Below are 16796 nucleotides of genomic sequence, written 5' to 3' on the forward strand. Positions count from 1 at the left end.
CAGAATTATTTCTGGCTTATTTGATTTATAATTGGTATTATTTCTTTTATATTATGAACAATATAATCTGCATCTTTTACTTCCTCATCTCCAAAACCATATGTACAACCAATGGATATAAAATCATTAGCTTTAGCTGCTTCAATATCTTTATGTCTATCTCCGATCATAATAAAATCATTATTTCCATTTGCTATTAAATTTAATACGTAATCTTTATCTTTCCAATTATACATTTCAGCACAATGAGGAGAATCAATATATTTATTTAAGCCTTTTTCTAATAATGCATTCATATATTTTACATTGCAGTTTGAAAGAATATATAATTTGTGTCCATTTTTTTTCAGAATATCTAAAACTTCAAAGACATCATCAAAAAAGATCCTATTAATATTTTCATTTTGTATAATTCCAGTTTCATATTTATCCAGTAGATTAATAGCTTTTTCTATAATTTTTTTATCGTCTGTTTTTAAAAGCCCTTCAAAAATTTCATCTATAGTGTATCCAATATATTTAAATATTTCAGAATCAGGAATATCAGGATTATATCCTAAATCATTTAATACTAATCTAATAGCAGGTAAAGCGATATTTCCTGTATTAACTAACGTTCCATCCAGATCAAAAACTATATTCATTTTATCCTCCTTTTTATTTTACATTACTTCTTATATTTAATTCTAAAGATTGATTACCCTGAACATAAATTGAAATATTGTCAGCATTTTCAATTTTTTAATATAGTTTCCCTTAATGTTTAATAATTTCATTGCTATACCGCTAATTGTAATTTTTGATTTTCCAGAAGATTTGATATTAAATTTGAAGGTTTTGTCAATATGATCTTTTGATCTTGTTTCATTTAATATTTCTAAATCTGCAGTTGAATTCCATGACTGACCAAGCAAAATTTCTGCTATTTCATTTTCATTTGTTTTTGAAAGTGTTGCAACCTTTTGTATAAACTCTTTACCATCTTTTTTTGTAAAAATATAAATATTACTTTTGATTAAAGGAACACCAACACCATTTTCTTTAGTGTTTTTAAATTCTCGGATAATACCCATGTATTTATTTTTAAATGACCGGAATAAAAGTTTATATTTAAATAATTAATATCATCATATTTTTTTATAGTTCCCAATTTTATTACCTTTGAAAATACACCATTAAAGGGTTCAATTTTTCCAAAATTTACAATAGCACTTTCATTAACAATTTGAGGAAGATATGGAGCAGATTCCAATGCCATGGTTTTTGTATATATTGTTTTGTTATTTACCTGTCTATCGTTAATATTAAAGTTTTCATCAATTAAAATAGCATTATATGATTCTTTTATACTACCATTTATTTTATATGTGGCAAACAAATCACCATTGCTTTTTAGATCATAAAACAAATTCCAACTTATGGGTTTGGATATTAAAATTTTTCCTTTAACGTTTTTAGCATACAAAATTTTGTGGTTTAACAAAATATCAAGATTTTTTGCTTCAGTTCGACACCACATATTCAAATATGAATTGAAAAAATAGATATAATTTAAGTTCAAAGCATCTTTTAAAATTACAGGATTTGGATTCAACATGGTTATTCTGCTACCTAATACATTTTTTAAATCATCGCTGTTTCCTATAATTTTGAAATTAATATCTTTTAATTCTGATAAAGTTATTTTATAAAAATCAGCATTTTCAACAAAAACAACATCTTCATCTTTGTGTAAAGGGATATTTATTTCATCAGTCCACGGATAATCTTTGCTTATAATTCCAATATTTTTAAAAATAAATATATCATTAGAAAATGATGTCAGAGCTATAATACTAATTATAATAAGAAGTAAAACTTTTTTCATATAATTTCCCCTTATATTATTTGTTATTATTTTTTAATTCAATGTATTTTTCCAGAGCTTTTTTAGCTATAGGAGCGGCTACTTCCGAGCCATATCCGCCATTTTCAACGAATGAAACTATTGAAACCTCCGGATTATTTGCCGGCATAAACCCTGCAAACCAGGAATGTGGTGACTTGCCGCCGGTTACTTCTGCAGTTCCGGTTTTTCCAGCTACTAATTCTTTAAAGTTTTTAAATACATGATATGCTGTTCCACCATCAGAGCTGTTTCCTGGATATGTTGTAACCTCTATTAGCCCTTTTAAAATATTAAAATATTCAATAGGTTTGATATTGAAAACAAAATCTAATTTTTTTCATAATTTACAGCTTCTTCTGATATATTTTTGACATATTTTTTAAAACATGAAATTTATAGTATTTCCCTTTTGTTGATAGTATATTGTATAATCTGAGAATACTAATAGGTGTAAATTGCATATATCCTGACCAATTGAAGTTAAAACTGTTTCTCCAATGAACCAATCTTTTCCAAATTTTTCTTTTTTCCATGAGCGACTTGGAAAAACAGAAGCAACTTCTCCTGTTAAGTCAATACCAGTTTTATGATTTATTTTAAATACATTAGCATATGAGCTCATAGTATCAATACCGAGTTTTAAACCAAGATTATAGTAATATAAATTACAGGAAACCCTTAATGATTTTACAAGATCAGTAACACCATGTCCAAAAATATTCCAATCATAATATTCCGCAATAACTTTATTTTGAGAATTTTTTAATTCAAATTTTCCATCACAGAAAATGGTAGCTTCAGGAGAAATGCCTTCTTCCAGACCTACAAGTGCAAAAAAAGGTTTAATAACTGACCCTGGAGCATACACAGATGATATTGCTCTATTAATTAAAGGTTGTTTTGTATCATATATAATTTTTTTCCAATCCTGAATCGATAAACCAGAAGAAAATAAATTTGGTTCTATGGATGGATAACTAACAAGAGCTAAAATTTCTCCATTATTTGGATCTGACATTATTACGGCACCGGGTTTTTTATATTTTTCCATTTCATCATATATAAATTTTTGTAATTTATAGTCAATAGTAAGATATAAATCCTTACCTTTTATAGGAACAACGGTTTCTAAAACCTTATCTATACGTCCTCCGGGTGTAATTTTCACAATCTGATAACCTGGTTTTCCTTCCAGAATGTTATTATAAACCTTTTCAACACCATATAAAGGAACACCTTCAGAGTTAACATAACCAATAATAGGGTATATAGTATTATCTTTATATTTTCTAATAAATTTTTCAGAAATTCTTATTCCTTTTATAGTTGAAATAAGTTTTATATTCGCTGGAGTAAGATTAACTGTAATTCTTTTTTGAAAAATTAATTTATCAATAAGCGTTTCGGGAGATTCTGTAATGTTTGAAAAAGCTTTTTTCAATAATGTAATATCTTTTTCTGAAAAAGATTCCCTATAGTTTTCAATAACATATACTTTTTCATTCCAGGCTAATAAAACACCATTTCTATCATAAATATTTCCTCTTATAGGATTCAGGGTTATAATTTTTGTACTTAGTTCTTCTACTTCCTTTGCATATTTTGCATGATTAAAAATCTGTATATAAATAGTTCTTGAAATTAAAATAATAAAAGAAAATAAAAATAGTATAATTAGTAATTTAAATCTCGATTCTGTCATTTTTACCGATCCTTCCAGTGATGATAAAATGAGTAATAGAAAGTAAAATATATGAAATTAATAACACGTAGAAATTTTTGTTTATAAAAGCCAGAAAAAACAATGGTATGGAAGAGCTAAAAAGGCTTCTTAAATAGCTTTTTTCTAAAAATTCAAAAATATGAAATGAAGAGATTGTTAAAATAAAAAAGATAATAGTCATTAAACCAATATCGTATTTAGATGCAAAATATATAACAGAATATAATAAAGCAAAAAAATACATCTTTTCTCTAAACAAATATTGAACTACTAAAAATATTATAGGAAAAGAAAAAAATAATACATCTCCCATCCATCTATCCATGAGGAAGATATTAAAGTCATAACAACAATATAAATATATGACATCATTTCACCCCAAATTCACTAAAAAGAATAATTTTATCGTCTAATTTTGTTGGATATAAATAATAAATAGTGTTAGATTTTTTATAAACTTTTCCTTTTATTATTAATGTTCTGTTTATCCAATTTGATTTTGATATGGTTAAAGTGACTTCTTCTCCATTATCAAAAACAGAAAAACCTTCTGGAATATTTATGAAAATATTTCCATTGCCACTTTCTTTTATCAATAGTTCAATATTCTTATATGAACCAAAAATTTCGTGATTACCCCATCCTAATTTTTTAATTACTTTATTATTTTTTAAAGAACTATCTACAAAACCAATAATCATTCCATTTTTAGTAAATGCAATCTCATTATTTTTCACATCTTTGCTTGTTTTTACATAATAATATTTGGTATCTTCATTTATAAAAATCCCCGGGATTAAAGATAATTTTAAATCTATATTTTCATTTTTAATCTGTATATATCTGGTATAATCAGATATAATATTATCCAAATTTTCTAAATATTCTGCATTTTTAGTTAATAATAAATAATTATTTCTTATTTCAAAAAAAACAATATCCAGAGGATAATTTACTCTGGATATAATAGAATTAATATAAGGGAATAATGTAGAGATTATTGAAATAAATAGCAATATTATAGTATAAGATATAAATTTTCTAAACATATTACCTCTGTAATTTAGCTAAATTCTCTAAAATTTTAATTTTATCAAGTACCATACCAGCTCCTCTGGCAACAGCAGTTAAAGGATCTTCTGCGACAATAACCTTGATTTTGGTTTCATGTTCGATTAATTCTTTTAAACCCTTTAATAATGCACCACCACCGGAGAGATATATACCTTTCATGACAATATCTGTTAAAAGTTCTGGTGGTGTTTCTTCAACAGTCAATTTTATTTGTTCCACAATCTTTGAAACGGGATTGCTTATAGCCTCCCTTATTTCAAAACCTTTTAATATTATATTTTTTGGAAGACCGGATAAGATATCTCTCCCAATAATTTCAATTTCTTCATTATCATAATCTTCATTGGGCCAGGTATTACCTATTCTCTTTTTAATTTTTTCTGCTGTTCTTTCACCAATAAGAAGACTGGCTTTATCTTTAACGTAATTTATAATAGCTTCATCAAGCTCATCACCGGCTATTCTAATAGATTTTGAAAGAACGATACTTCCAAGAGAAATAACAGCAATTTCCGTTGTTCCTCCACCAATATCAACAACCATATTTCCTGACGGTTCTTCAACATTTAATCCAACTCCAATGGCTGTTGCCATTGCTTCCTCAATCAAAAAAGCTTTTCCAGCTCCAGCATCTAATGTTGCTTTGTGTAAAGCACTTCTTTCGACCTCTGTAGCATCAGTTGGTACCCCAACTACTACAGTTGGTTTAAAAAAAGTGAATGATCCAACAGAGGCATTTATAAAATATTTTAACATAGCCAATGCAGTATTATAATCAGCAATAACACCATCTTTTAATGGTCTAACAGCTATTATATTAGCAGGAGTTTTACCTATCATTTTTTTTGCTTCTTTTCCAACAGTTAAAATTTCCTTAGTATCCTTTTCTATAGCAATAACAGATGGTTCGTTAACAACAATACCTTTTCCCTTTACATAAACTAAAGTATTAGCAGTTCCCAAATCTATACCAATATTCGCTCTCATTTCAAATCCTCCTGAAATTTTTTGTTTTACAAATTATACCACATTACAAGTCTTTTGACAAAATAATTTCTAAACTTTGTAATTATGAACAAAATAAAATAATCAAAATAATACTCGCTCATCGGGTGAAAATTCTAAATCCTCAAAAATGTTCATTCCTGCCTGCCGTTCAGACTCACATCCATGTTCGGCTTCACTCAATTTTGCATCCATGCAAAATTGACAGGCTTCATTCACATTTTTTCGGGAATTTTCAAGGATTCGTTCATATTATTTTTCTTATTTTATTTTGACTATTATTAATATAATTAAAGAAACAAATATAAAATATAAATGGAATAAAAAATAAAGTGAATGAAGACTCTAAATTCGCTCTATTCTTTCGCTTCTCTAAAGGATATATATATTAAAAAATAATTATAATAAAAAATTTTTTAAAACTCCTTCACGAAGGGAAGAGTTTAAGAATTATTAAAAGTTATGACCTTCTATAATTTCCGTGACAAAAGGCAATAGCAAGCGCATCTGCAGCATCATCAGGTGTAGGATTTTTCTTTAGATTAAAAATTACCTTCAACATTCTTTGAATCTGACCTTTTTCTGCTCTTCCATAACCTGTGATGGCCTGTTTTACCTGATAAGGAGTATATTCAAAAATAGGGATATTTGCTTTCTGTAAAGCCAATAAAATAACGCCTCTAGCTTCACCAACCTGAATAGCAGTTTTTACATTTTTGAAGAAAAAAAGGCTTTCAACTGCTGATTCATCAGGATTATACTCTTTAATTAAATTATTAAGTTTATCAAAAATCTCAAGAAGTCGGGCATTTAAATCAGCTTTTTTATCAGTTTCTATAACGCCAAAATCTATTAATCTAAAATTATTACCGATTTTTTCAATAATTCCAAATCCAATTCTTCCATATCCTGGATCAATTCCCAATATTCGCATTATTCACCTCATTTTTTCTTTTTCTATTCCTATCAGAATTATATCATGAAATAAAAAAAACATCTAATTTTTTTCGTCAAAATACGCAATTCCAAAGCAACTTTTGTGTTATAATTAAATTGAATTTAAGATAAATGGAGGTAAATATGAAAAAGATATTGATCATTTATTTTCTATTTTTGGTAACTATTTCATTTTCAAACATAATATGGGAAATAAATCCATCTAATTTTAAAGTAGTTGAATATAATAAATTTTTGACTCTATCATGGAATATAAACGAAAAAGCAAATTACTATAGTCTATATTTTGGTGAAAACGAAAAAGGCTTAAAATTAATATATAATGGAGAAAAAACGAAGTATATAATAAAAGGCTTAAAGCCTAATAAAAATTATTATTGGAAAATAAAAGTATATACAAAAAACGATATTATAGAATCTGAAATATTCAGGTTTTATCTACAATTGAAAAAACCAGAGATAAAAAATGTATATCCAAATTTCAAACATGATTTAGAACCAGATAATGTTATTTTTAAATGGAATCTAAATTATTCTATAAATTATACAATAACCATCATATTGTATAAAAATAATGAAAAAATCATCGAAAAAAAACTTTTTAAAAATGAATACACTATGAACTTGATTCCAGGAACGAATTATAAATGGTATATAATATTAAATGATGAATTTGAAAATAAATATACATTTGGACCATACATTTTTTCCACAAAACCTTTTAACTTTTTAATGAATCTAAAAAATACAATATACGAAATAAAAACATATGGTGAATATCTTGAGAAAAAGCCTATATATACTTTAAATAACGATATAGAATCATTTTATGAATATAAAAATTTTATTATATTAAAAACAGAAAATGGAATAGAAATAGTTCATAAAAGCGGAAAAAAGACATCTGAAATTACTGTTAAAAATATAAAGGACTATCATATAGAAAAAGGAAAAAATGAACTATTATTATATGTGGTAAATGGAGAGGGTTTAAAGGTTTTTGATATAACAAATCCTTACTATCCTTTTTTAAAAAAAGAAATTATAGGCGATTTTATATCCGTATCTTCAAATGATTTTAGTATAATTCTTTTATCAAAAAATAATCTGGTATTAATGGATAAAAACTATAAAATATATGCCAAAAAAGGAATAGAACAATTAAAAAAAATAATTTATAATGATGATAAAATGGCTATTATTGTGCTGGCAGATAAATTGATAAAATGTGAATACAAAAATGGAATGATATATTATAAAAAAGAATTAGCATTATCAAAAATAACTTCATATGATATATACAAAAATAAAATAGCCTTTTTAACCTTTAACAATGAAATATATGTATATAATATGGATTTTGATCTTCTTGATTATACTTATTTAAAAGAAAAAATCAAAACGATAAAACTATACAATAATCTTATTTATTATTATTCTGATAATTTGAAATTTATGGAGATGAATAATTCAGGAAGGAAGTGATTTTTTTGATTGCCGTAATAGGTGGGGGAATAGTAGGTACCCTTATAGCAAGGGAACTGAACAAATATGTAGAAGATGTATGGCTTTTTGAAGCAAAAACAAATTTTGGTATGGGGGTAACAAAATCTAATTCTGCGATTCTACATGGTGGATATGATGATCCACCAGGAAGTTTAAGAGCTCAATTATGTTATAAAGGGAATCAGCTATATACACAATTGCAAAAAGAACTGAATTTTGATTTAAAAAGAGTGGGGTCACATGTTGTTGCTATTGAAGATGAAGAAACCAAATATATTTATGAACTGGTAAAAAAAGCAGAGAAAAATGGTGTAAAAGAGGTTAGAGTAGTTGAAAAACTTGAATTACTTGAAATGGAAAAAAATATTAATCCTAAAGCCAAACGATCGTTATTTTGTGAAATAGCAGGTATTTTTGATCCGTGGATAGTTGCCATGCAAGCAGCAAAGTCAGTTAGAATAAATGGTGGAAGAACATTAATAAAAAAACGTCTTGTTGAAGTTGAAAAGAAAAATGGAAAATTTTTACTCAGGTTTCAGGATAAATCAGAGTATTTTGCTGATCTCGTTATTAATGCAGCTGGGTTATTCGCAGATGATGTGGCTAAATTATTTGGTGATGAAGTTCCAGAAATTTTTCCTGTAAAAGGAGAATATTTTTTACTATCAAAAGATTTCCAATATGTAAATTCAACTATTTTTCCTGTGCCAACAGGGATTTCAAAGGGTTGTCTGGTTTTACCAACAGTGGATGGTGGATTTTTAGTAGGGCCAAATGCCAATAGAGTTCTGTCCAAATATGACACAGCAACGACAAGGGAAGGACTTAATGAAATCAGGGAAAAAGGAACAAAACTTGTTCCAAATCTAAATTTCAGAAGACATCTTGTAAAAACATTTGCGGGTTTGAGACCAGAAACAGAAAAAAAGGATTTTCATATAGATGTTGGAAAAAGCGGGGCAATTCATGTATCTGGTATCAGGTCTCCAGGATTAACCGCAGCACCTGCAATAGCTAAATATGTTGTTGAATATTTAATTCAGGAAAAAATAGGTATGAATTTATACAAAAGAGAAAATTATATACCAGAAATAGAAAAAACACCACATCTGATTCATATTGATAGAAATGAATGGAATGATATTATTCAAAAAGATCCAGATGCTGGAGAAATGATCTGTCACTGTAATAAAGTGACAAAAAAAGAAATAATTGATGCTATAAAAAATGGAGCCAGAACATTAGATGATATTAAATTTATGACAAGGGCATCTTTTGGAGAATGTCAGGGAGGTTTTTGTACAGCAAAAATTTTAAAAATATTAGCAGAATATACTGGAAGAGATCCGAGAGAAATAAATCAAAATGAAGATGGATCATGGATTGTGAATGCGAAGGTGAGAATATGAAATATAAAACAGATGTTGTTGTCATAGGTGGCGGCGCAGCAGGAATGGCTGCAGCATATAGAGCAAAAAAAGAAGGGGTTGATGTAATACTTCTAGAAAGAGATGAGGATACAGGAGGAGTTTTAAATCAGTGTATTCATAATGGTTTTGGCTTACAATATTTCAAAAAGGATTTAACAGGTCCGGAATTTAAAGAATATGCAAAAGAAAGATTAGAAGATATTGAGATATTATTTGGAACATATGTACTTGAAGTAAGAAATGACAGGACAATTATTTTTGTTGATAGAAGAGGAATTCATGAAATAGAGACAAAGGCGTTGGTTATGGCAACAGGTGCCAGAGAAAGGCATTTTAATTCATTACCTGTTCCAGGAAAAAGAATAACAGGCGTCTTTACAGCTGGATTGGCTCAAAGATTTATCAATCTTGAAAATTTAAAACCTGGAAGTAAAGCTGTAATTCTTGGTTCTGGGGATATAGGGCTTATAATGGCAAGAAGGCTTACACTCGAAGGAATAAAGGTTGAAGCAGTACTGGAAATCATGCCATATCCTGGAGGTCTTGAAAGAAATGTTCAACAATGTTTGAAAGATTTTGGTATTCCATTATATTTGTCTCATACTGTTACTGCAATTGAAGGTGACAGAAGATTAGAAAAAGTAATAGCTGCTCAGGTAGATTATAAATGGGATCCTATTCCTGGAACGGAAAAGGAATTTGAAGTAGATACATTAATTACATCTGTTGGGCTTATTCCACAAACCAAACCTGTTGATTTTGTTGAAACTGATCCGGGATTTTTAGTTTCAAATACGAATCAAACAAGTGAAGATTGGATATTTGCTGCAGGAAATTGTACTGTGATATTTGACCTGGTGGATTACGTAGCAAAAGAAGGTGAAAAAGCAGGAAAATATGCAGCAATGTATGCTAAAGGTGAATATAAAAAGGGCAAAAAAGTAAAAGTAAGAAAAGGCGAAAATATAGGAGTTATTCATCCTATATATATAGATCCAACGCAGGAATCAACATTATATATAAGGGTATCAAAAGTTTTTGATAGAGCAAATATAAAAGTGTTACCATTAGACGTTGAAGTAATTGAAGATGAAGCAAGACCGCCAGAAATGATAGTGGTTAAATTAAAACCATTTGATGAAAATATAGATGAAATCGAGGTGATGGCAGATGAGCTCATCTCAAAACTTGGTTAAGGAACTTACATGTGTAAGGTGTCCTCTTGGATGTAAAGTAAAAATTGAGTATACAAAAGAATTGGAAGTCTTAAATATATCAGGTAATAAATGTCCTAGAGGAAGGGAATATGCTATTCAGGAAATAAGTGATCCACATAGAATACTTGTTACAAGTATAAAAGTAAAAAAAGGTAAATATTTACTGGCTTCAGTAAAAACCACTGATGCTATACCTTTAAGGCTATTTGATGAAGCGATGAAAATAATAGAAAAATTAGAAGTCGAGGCTCCAGTGAAAAGAGGCGATATAATAATAAAGAACTTTTTAGAAACAGGAACCAATTTAATTGTTACAAGAAGTGTTGAAAGGTTGTGAAACATGGAATCAAAAAATATGGTTATTGAAACATATTCAAAAATTTCTGACCTTGTAATGGAGCTCAGTTCGTTAAATAGTCTAAATCAAATTGAAGACTCTATACACGCAATTATAAATAAGTTAATTCCAATAAAAGAAGAATATTTTTTAAAACCAGATGGTGATAACTATATTGAAATTGACAATAAAAATATATCAGAAGAAATCAAAGATTTAGCTGCATGGGCAGCTAAATCTTTGAAAATTTCTATTTTCCCATTAGACAGTGGAGAAAATGCTTTAATATTACCTTTTTCAAAATCACAAAAATTAATGTTAGTCTACATTTGCAAAACAAATATAGAAGAAATTTCAAATGAAATAATGCTATTCTTAAATATTATGAGCTTTTTAACAGCTGCAATTATAGAAAATCTTCAGTTATATGAGGAAATTTTAAAAACCAGCGAAGTTATAGAAAAAAATAGAGATTTTTTGAATCAAATATTAAATTCAATGATTAGTGGATTAGCTGTTTTTGATCAAAAGTACGAAAAGATATTTTTCAACTCTAATTTTTCAAAATTTGAAAGTGATTATGGGAATGCGTTATTGGAATATATAAAAAGTGAATTGATAAATCTGGATGTAATTGGTGAAAAGCTGACAAAAGAGTTTGAAATAAAAAAACATTTTTTATCTATAGATTTTTTAAAGACTAAAGATGAAAATTATCTGGTTATAATTTCTGATATTACAGGAACAAAAGAACTTGAAAGATTGAAAAAAATAGATCAGATGAAAACAGAATTTTTATCGACAGTATCTCACGAGCTAAGGACACCATTGGCAGCTATTAAAGCATATTCTGAGTCAATAGTTGATAGTCTGGAAATATTGGATACAGAGACGTTAAAAGATTTTATGGAAACGATATTAAACGAAGCGGATCACCTTCAAAATTTACTTGATGAAATACTGGATTTTTCAAAATTAGAAATGAAAACTATAAATATAAAAAAAGAAAAATTTTCTATTAATGAATTAATTGAAGAAATATATATAGCAAATAAGAATAAAGCAGAAATAAATGGGGTTAAATTATATAAGGTTTTACCAAAAGAAAATATAATTGTTAATTTAGATAGAACAAGGGTAAAACAAATATTGTCTAATTTAATTGACAATGCCATAAAATATTCTGATAAAAGAAAAGATTTAAAATTTATAAAAATAACAGTAAAAGATGAAAAAGATAGAGTATTGATATTAGTTGAAGATAATGGAATAGGAATAGCCAAAGAACATCATGATAAAATCTTTGAAAAATTTTACAGAGTTGATTCATCATTGACATATGAAATATCAGGAACAGGAATTGGATTATCAGTGGTGAAGGAACTGGTAGAAATTCAGGGCGGTAGAATATGGTTAAAAAGTGTTGAAGGAAAAGGGACGAGATTCTATATAGAGTTTAAAAAAGGATAGTGATATAAATGGCACCAACAATGAAAGAAATAATAAAAAAAATATCAGAATTACCCACTCCAGATTTTATATTAAAAAGAATAATGGATATAGCTTCTAACCCTTCATCAAATACCAAAGAGCTTGAAAGTGCTGTTTTGCAATCGCCACCATTAGTTGCAAAAATTTTAAAACTCAGTAATTCGGCATACTATGCATTACCGAGAAAAATAACAAAAGTATCTCAGGCAATAAACATTCTTGGATTTAAAACGGTAAGGAATTTAGCTCTTGGGATTTTTGTTGCTGACTCTTTTTTCAGGAGAGAATTTGAATTTCTGGATTCTAAGAAATTCTGGCAGCATAGTATTAGTGTAGCAATAGCTTCAGAGCAAATAGCTCAAATAGTCAATTATCCAGATAAAGAAGAAATATTTTTAAGTGGAATGTTGCATGATCTTGGCAAAATGGTAATGGGAATAATTACACCAGAAACAGTAGAGATGGTGTTAAATGTTGCAGAATATAAAAAGGTTTCATTTTCAAAAGCAGAAAATATGCTAAATGTAATGAGTCATCAAACATTGGGGAAAAATTTATTTGAAAACTGGAATTTACCAGAAAATGTTATATATACCGCTGCATTTCATGATGATCCTGAAAACTTAAAGATTGATGCCTTTTCCATGAATGTATATATTGTTCATCTTGCAAATGTATCTATAAATTCAATATATTATGGGTATTCAGGATGTTTTGATATACCTGTTCCATCAGATGTTGTATGGAATAAGTTTGATATGAACATAAAAAAATATATGAACTTTTTAAATAATTTAGAACAAAAATTAAACGAATCAAATGATTTTACCAATTTAGACACATTTATAGGAGATACAGAAGAAGAAGAAAAAGAGGAGGACGAAAAAAATGGCTAAAGAATTTAGAAGAGAAATGATAGAATCAGAAATTTTGAAATTAATTAATATGAATATAAGCAATTTAAGGGATCCAAGGATACAAAATAAAATAATATCAGCAACAAGAGTGGAACTTTCACGTGATAAATCTTATGCAGATGTTTATGTATCTGTTTTAAATGGCGATATAGATGAAATAATAAATGTCTTAACAAAAGCAAAGGGATTTTTTAAGAATGTAATTTCAAAAAACATAAGAATGTATAAAATACCTGAAATTAGATTTCATAAAGATTTAGGTATTGAAGAAAGTATAAAAATACATAAATTATTAAATGAAATATCTAAAAATGAAAATTCAGAAGATAAAGGTGAAACCGATGAATAACGGTTTCATTTTAATTGATAAACCTGTAGGAATAACCTCGCATGATGTTGTTGAAATTATAAGAAAAAAGTTTTCAACAAAAAAGGTGGGGCATTCAGGAACCCTTGATCCTTTCGCTACTGGATTATTGATAATTGGTATAAATAAAGGAACAAGATTATTAGAATATCTTCAGCATCAGGATAAAAAATATTATGTGAAGGCAAAATTAGGTATAGTTACAGATACATATGATATAACTGGTGAAATAAAAGAAAAAAATAATGTTTTAAAAGAACATATTGATAAATTAGAAGAAACTATTTTATCATTTAAAGGTAAATATATGCAGGTACCACCAATGTATTCTGCAAGAAAATATCAGGGAAAAAGACTATTTGAACTTGCAAGAAAGGGTAAAATAATAAAAATGCCACCAAAAGAAGTTGAAATATATAATATTGAGAATATACAAATTTTTGAAGATGGTACATTTGAATTTGAATGTGTGGTGTCCTCGGGAACATATATAAGGTCGTTAATAATGGACATAGGATATAAAATTGGTGTAGGTGCAGTTACAACAGAATTAAGAAGATTGAAAGTTGGCAATTTTGATATAAGCAAAGCAGTAAATTTAGAAAAGGTAACTGAAAGAGATGTTATACCAATGATTGATATGCTATCCTTTCCAAAAGTAACATTAAATGAAATGGGATTAAGAAGGGCATTGAATGGGAATCATATATTTTTAGAGCACATTGAAAAATATGATGAATTTAAAAAAGAGGATATGGTCTCTTTAATAGATAAAGATAAAAATCTTATTGCAGTAGCTATTGCTGAAAGAAATGCTAAATTCTTAGAAACATTGGAAAGATTGGAAAGAAATGAAAGAGTATTTAAAATAAAAAAAGTGTTTAAATAAAGAGGGTGAGGATATGGAAGGAAGTCATCCTTATGTAAAATGGGCAATAGATTGTATTGAAAATTATGTAAAACATGGCAGAAAAATAAATGTCAAAGATGATTTACCAGAAGAATTGTTAACACGAAGAGCGGCTTGCTTTGTAACATTACATAAATTTAATGGTGATTTAAGAGGATGTATCGGAACAATAGAGCCAGTATATGAAAATCTGGCTGTGGAAATAAGAGAAAATGGAATAGCAGCGGCTACAAGAGATTACAGATTTTCACCTGTTACTGTAGATGAACTGGATGAAATACAGGTAAGTGTTGATGTTTTAAGTGAACCTGAACCTGTTGATTCTACAGAAGAATTAGATCCAAATATCTATGGTGTAATTGTTGTTAGTGGATGGAAAAAAGGTGTTTTACTTCCTGCTATTGAAGGTGTTGATACAGTGGAAGAGCAATTGAGAATAGCAAAATTAAAAGCAGGGATATACTCATCAGAACCATATGATATTTATAGATTTACAGTGGAAAGATATTTTTAAACAAAAACCCTTCGCGAAGCAAAGCTTCCGCATAGCGAAAACATCAGACCCTTCGCGAAGCGAAGTGTTTAAGGTGATTCCGTGAAAGAGGCAATGTTTTATGAGGAAATAGAAGATAAAATGGTTAGATGCCAATTATGCCCTCATAATTGTATTATAAAAATAACCTTACAGGAATATGTAAGGTTAGAAAAAATATTAATGGTAAATTATATTCTCTAAATTATGGAGAAATAACAGCAATTAATATAGACCCATTGAAAAAAAACCATTATTTCACTTTTATCCAGGGAACGACGTACTATCTTTAGGAACATGGGTTGTAATTTCAGATGTTTATTTTGTCAAAATTTTGAAATATCCAGGAACGTCCATATAGTATATATGAAATGAATCCACAAGAAATCGTTGATAAAATAATTAAAAGAAATGCTAAAATTGTTGCTTTTACTTATTCAGAACCAATTGTTTGGTATGAATATGTATTTGAAACAGCAAGATTATTGAAGGAAAATGATATAAAAACCGTTCTTGTTACAAATGGATATATAAACAAACAACCATTATTGAAATTAATACCATATATTGATGCTATGAATATAGACTTAAAAGGATATAATGATGACTTTTATAAAAAATTATAGGTGGAAAAAAAGAACCTGTTATGGAAAGTATAAAATTAGCATATGAAAATAACGTTCATATAGAAGTAACAACATTAGTTGTTACCAACGGGAATGATGCTGAAAAAGAACTTGAGGAATTATTTAAATGGCTTGGAAATCTTTCAAAAGATATTCCATTACATTTGAGCAGATATTATCCTGTTTATAAATATCATGAACCACCTACAAATATTGTTAAATTGAAAAAAATATATAATATAGCAAAAAAGTATTTAAACTATGTTTATTTAGGCAATGTATGGGATGAGGATTATGAATCCACATTTTGTCCAGAGTGTGGAACATTATTGATAAATAGAAGAGGTTACAATATAAAAATTCAAAATATAAATGGCAAAGGAAGGTGCAAAAGTTGCTTAAAAAAGATCCCAATAATTTTTTGAAACAGAAAGGAACATTATATCTAATAATTTTGATTCTGGCATTGGGTTTAACATTATTCTTTATATTCCACAAACCATTGCCTAAATATTATGAAAAAAAAGATTTTGCTTTGGGAACATGGGTTAATGTAGTAGTGGCCAGTGACAAAATAGATTCAGAAAAATTGGCCGATATAGCATTTAATGAAATGAGACGTATAGAAAGAAAATTTAGTAAAAACATAGAAAGCAGTGTAATATCTCAATTAAATGAAAAAAGAAGTATTATAGCAGATAAAGAAACGTTATTTTTAATAAAAGCAGCGATAAACTATGCTGATTTAACAGGAAGTGCATTTGATCCAACGGTTGGCGCAATAATAAAATTATGGGATTCGATGATATGAATAGC

At 28.0% G+C, this 16796-nt stretch carries 20 protein-coding genes; 12 read left to right on the forward strand and 8 right to left on the reverse strand.

Going from position 1 to position 16796, the window contains the following annotated elements; genetic code table 11:
- Nucleotides 1–5: 5 nt before the first annotated feature.
- The 8 genes from DJ007_RS04210 to ruvC form a co-directional block, all read right to left on the reverse strand.
- Nucleotides 6–644 (reverse strand): HAD family hydrolase, encoded by a 639-nt coding sequence (locus DJ007_RS04210; RefSeq protein WP_129408463.1) that lies wholly within the window; start codon nucleotides 642–644, stop codon nucleotides 6–8.
- Nucleotides 645–686: 42 nt separating this feature from the next.
- Nucleotides 687–1073 (reverse strand): hypothetical protein, encoded by a 387-nt coding sequence (locus DJ007_RS04215; protein WP_129408464.1) that lies wholly within the window; start codon nucleotides 1071–1073, stop codon nucleotides 687–689.
- Nucleotides 1016–1867, reverse strand: coding sequence for a hypothetical protein (locus DJ007_RS04220; protein ID WP_129408465.1), 852 nt, complete (start codon nucleotides 1865–1867; stop codon nucleotides 1016–1018). The genes DJ007_RS04215 and DJ007_RS04220 overlap by 58 nt, the downstream gene beginning before the upstream one ends.
- A 16-nt stretch (nucleotides 1868–1883) precedes the next feature.
- Entirely contained in the window at nucleotides 1884–2201 is a 318-nt protein-coding gene (locus DJ007_RS04225) for a penicillin-binding transpeptidase domain-containing protein (RefSeq protein WP_129408466.1), read from the reverse strand.
- A gap of 66 nt (nucleotides 2202–2267) precedes the next feature.
- On the reverse strand, nucleotides 2268–3590 hold the full coding sequence (locus DJ007_RS04230; RefSeq protein WP_129408467.1) for a penicillin-binding transpeptidase domain-containing protein: 1323 nt from the start codon (nucleotides 3588–3590) through the stop codon (nucleotides 2268–2270).
- 389 nt (nucleotides 3591–3979) lie between these two features.
- Nucleotides 3980–4660 carry a hypothetical protein gene (locus DJ007_RS04235; protein ID WP_129408468.1) on the reverse strand — a complete coding sequence of 227 codons (681 nt, stop codon included), beginning with the start codon at nucleotides 4658–4660 and terminating at the stop codon, nucleotides 3980–3982.
- A 1-nt stretch (nucleotide 4661) separates the two neighbouring features.
- Entirely contained in the window at nucleotides 4662–5672 is a 1011-nt protein-coding gene (locus tag DJ007_RS04240) for a rod shape-determining protein (protein WP_129408469.1), read from the reverse strand.
- 478 nt (nucleotides 5673–6150) lie between these two features.
- Entirely contained in the window at nucleotides 6151–6624 is a 474-nt protein-coding gene (gene ruvC, locus DJ007_RS04245; RefSeq protein WP_129408470.1) for a crossover junction endodeoxyribonuclease RuvC, read from the reverse strand.
- 146 nt (nucleotides 6625–6770) lie between these two features.
- On the opposite strand from ruvC, the gene DJ007_RS04250 reads away from it, so the two are divergent.
- The 12 genes from DJ007_RS04250 (at nucleotide 6771) to DJ007_RS18830 (ending at nucleotide 16791) form a co-directional block, all read left to right on the forward strand.
- Nucleotides 6771–8132 (forward strand): fibronectin type III domain-containing protein, encoded by a 1362-nt coding sequence (locus DJ007_RS04250; RefSeq protein ID WP_129408471.1) that lies wholly within the window; start codon nucleotides 6771–6773, stop codon nucleotides 8130–8132.
- Complete coding sequence (locus DJ007_RS04255; RefSeq protein WP_240739261.1) at nucleotides 8129–9562, forward strand: NAD(P)/FAD-dependent oxidoreductase; 1434 nt, start codon at nucleotides 8129–8131, stop codon at nucleotides 9560–9562. The genes DJ007_RS04250 and DJ007_RS04255 overlap by 4 nt, the downstream gene beginning before the upstream one ends.
- On the forward strand, nucleotides 9559–10779 hold the full coding sequence (locus DJ007_RS04260) for an NAD(P)/FAD-dependent oxidoreductase (protein WP_129408473.1): 1221 nt from the start codon (nucleotides 9559–9561) through the stop codon (nucleotides 10777–10779). Before DJ007_RS04255 ends, DJ007_RS04260 begins: the two co-directional genes overlap by 4 nt.
- Nucleotides 10754–11137: a DUF1667 domain-containing protein gene (locus tag DJ007_RS04265; protein ID WP_129408474.1), complete on the forward strand. Its 384-nt coding sequence runs from the start codon at nucleotides 10754–10756 to the stop codon at nucleotides 11135–11137. The genes DJ007_RS04260 and DJ007_RS04265 overlap by 26 nt, the downstream gene beginning before the upstream one ends.
- A 3-nt stretch (nucleotides 11138–11140) precedes the next feature.
- Complete coding sequence (locus DJ007_RS04270) at nucleotides 11141–12607, forward strand: sensor histidine kinase (protein ID WP_129408475.1); 1467 nt, start codon at nucleotides 11141–11143, stop codon at nucleotides 12605–12607.
- 8 nt (nucleotides 12608–12615) lie between these two features.
- Nucleotides 12616–13524: an HDOD domain-containing protein gene (locus DJ007_RS04275; protein WP_129408476.1), complete on the forward strand. Its 909-nt coding sequence runs from the start codon at nucleotides 12616–12618 to the stop codon at nucleotides 13522–13524.
- Nucleotides 13517–13894: a 30S ribosome-binding factor RbfA gene (gene rbfA, locus DJ007_RS04280; RefSeq protein ID WP_129408477.1), complete on the forward strand. Its 378-nt coding sequence runs from the start codon at nucleotides 13517–13519 to the stop codon at nucleotides 13892–13894. Before DJ007_RS04275 ends, rbfA begins: the two co-directional genes overlap by 8 nt.
- Nucleotides 13887–14801, forward strand: coding sequence for a tRNA pseudouridine(55) synthase TruB (gene truB, locus DJ007_RS04285; protein ID WP_129408478.1), 915 nt, complete (start codon nucleotides 13887–13889; stop codon nucleotides 14799–14801). The genes rbfA and truB overlap by 8 nt, the downstream gene beginning before the upstream one ends.
- A gap of 13 nt (nucleotides 14802–14814) precedes the next feature.
- On the forward strand, nucleotides 14815–15336 hold the full coding sequence (amrA, locus tag DJ007_RS04290) for an AmmeMemoRadiSam system protein A (protein ID WP_129408479.1): 522 nt from the start codon (nucleotides 14815–14817) through the stop codon (nucleotides 15334–15336).
- Between the two features lie 389 nt (nucleotides 15337–15725).
- The gene (locus tag DJ007_RS17115) at nucleotides 15726–15980 is read left to right on the forward strand and encodes a radical SAM protein (RefSeq protein WP_240739262.1); all 255 of its coding nucleotides are present in this window, start codon (nucleotides 15726–15728) and stop codon (nucleotides 15978–15980) included.
- 20 nt (nucleotides 15981–16000) lie between these two features.
- Nucleotides 16001–16405, forward strand: a complete 405-nt coding sequence (locus tag DJ007_RS17120; protein WP_240739263.1) for a hypothetical protein — start codon at nucleotides 16001–16003, stop codon at nucleotides 16403–16405.
- Nucleotides 16375–16791 (forward strand): FAD:protein FMN transferase, encoded by a 417-nt coding sequence (locus tag DJ007_RS18830; RefSeq protein WP_276318644.1) that lies wholly within the window; start codon nucleotides 16375–16377, stop codon nucleotides 16789–16791. Before DJ007_RS17120 ends, DJ007_RS18830 begins: the two co-directional genes overlap by 31 nt.
- Nucleotides 16792–16796: the final 5 nt, after the last annotated feature.

This window comes from Marinitoga lauensis, from assembly GCF_004135675.1.
In the GTDB taxonomy this organism is placed as follows: Bacteria; Thermotogota; Thermotogae; order Petrotogales; family Petrotogaceae; genus Marinitoga; species Marinitoga lauensis.

Coding starts and splice junctions, on each gene's coding strand:
- DJ007_RS04220 (WP_129408465.1), bottom strand. CDS start 1,867: ATGAAAAAAGTTTTACTTCTTATTATAATTAGTATTATAGCTCTGACA.
- amrA (WP_129408479.1), top strand. CDS start 14,815: ATGGAAGGAAGTCATCCTTATGTAAAATGGGCAATAGATTGTATTGAA.
- DJ007_RS04260 (WP_129408473.1), top strand. CDS start 9,559: ATGAAATATAAAACAGATGTTGTTGTCATAGGTGGCGGCGCAGCAGGA.
- DJ007_RS04240 (WP_129408469.1), bottom strand. CDS start 5,672: ATGAGAGCGAATATTGGTATAGATTTGGGAACTGCTAATACTTTAGTT.
- DJ007_RS04270 (WP_129408475.1), top strand. CDS start 11,141: ATGGAATCAAAAAATATGGTTATTGAAACATATTCAAAAATTTCTGAC.
- ruvC (WP_129408470.1), bottom strand. CDS start 6,624: ATGCGAATATTGGGAATTGATCCAGGATATGGAAGAATTGGATTTGGA.
- DJ007_RS04235 (WP_129408468.1), bottom strand. CDS start 4,660: ATGTTTAGAAAATTTATATCTTATACTATAATATTGCTATTTATTTCA.
- DJ007_RS04275 (WP_129408476.1), top strand. CDS start 12,616: ATGGCACCAACAATGAAAGAAATAATAAAAAAAATATCAGAATTACCC.
- truB (WP_129408478.1), top strand. CDS start 13,887: ATGAATAACGGTTTCATTTTAATTGATAAACCTGTAGGAATAACCTCG.
- DJ007_RS04265 (WP_129408474.1), top strand. CDS start 10,754: ATGAGCTCATCTCAAAACTTGGTTAAGGAACTTACATGTGTAAGGTGT.
- rbfA (WP_129408477.1), top strand. CDS start 13,517: ATGGCTAAAGAATTTAGAAGAGAAATGATAGAATCAGAAATTTTGAAA.
- DJ007_RS17120 (WP_240739263.1), top strand. CDS start 16,001: ATGGAAAGTATAAAATTAGCATATGAAAATAACGTTCATATAGAAGTA.
- DJ007_RS04230 (WP_129408467.1), bottom strand. CDS start 3,590: ATGACAGAATCGAGATTTAAATTACTAATTATACTATTTTTATTTTCT.
- DJ007_RS04250 (WP_129408471.1), top strand. CDS start 6,771: ATGAAAAAGATATTGATCATTTATTTTCTATTTTTGGTAACTATTTCA.
- DJ007_RS17115 (WP_240739262.1), top strand. CDS start 15,726: ATGAATCCACAAGAAATCGTTGATAAAATAATTAAAAGAAATGCTAAA.
- DJ007_RS04215 (WP_129408464.1), bottom strand. CDS start 1,073: ATGGGTATTATCCGAGAATTTAAAAACACTAAAGAAAATGGTGTTGGT.
- DJ007_RS04210 (WP_129408463.1), bottom strand. CDS start 644: ATGAATATAGTTTTTGATCTGGATGGAACGTTAGTTAATACAGGAAAT.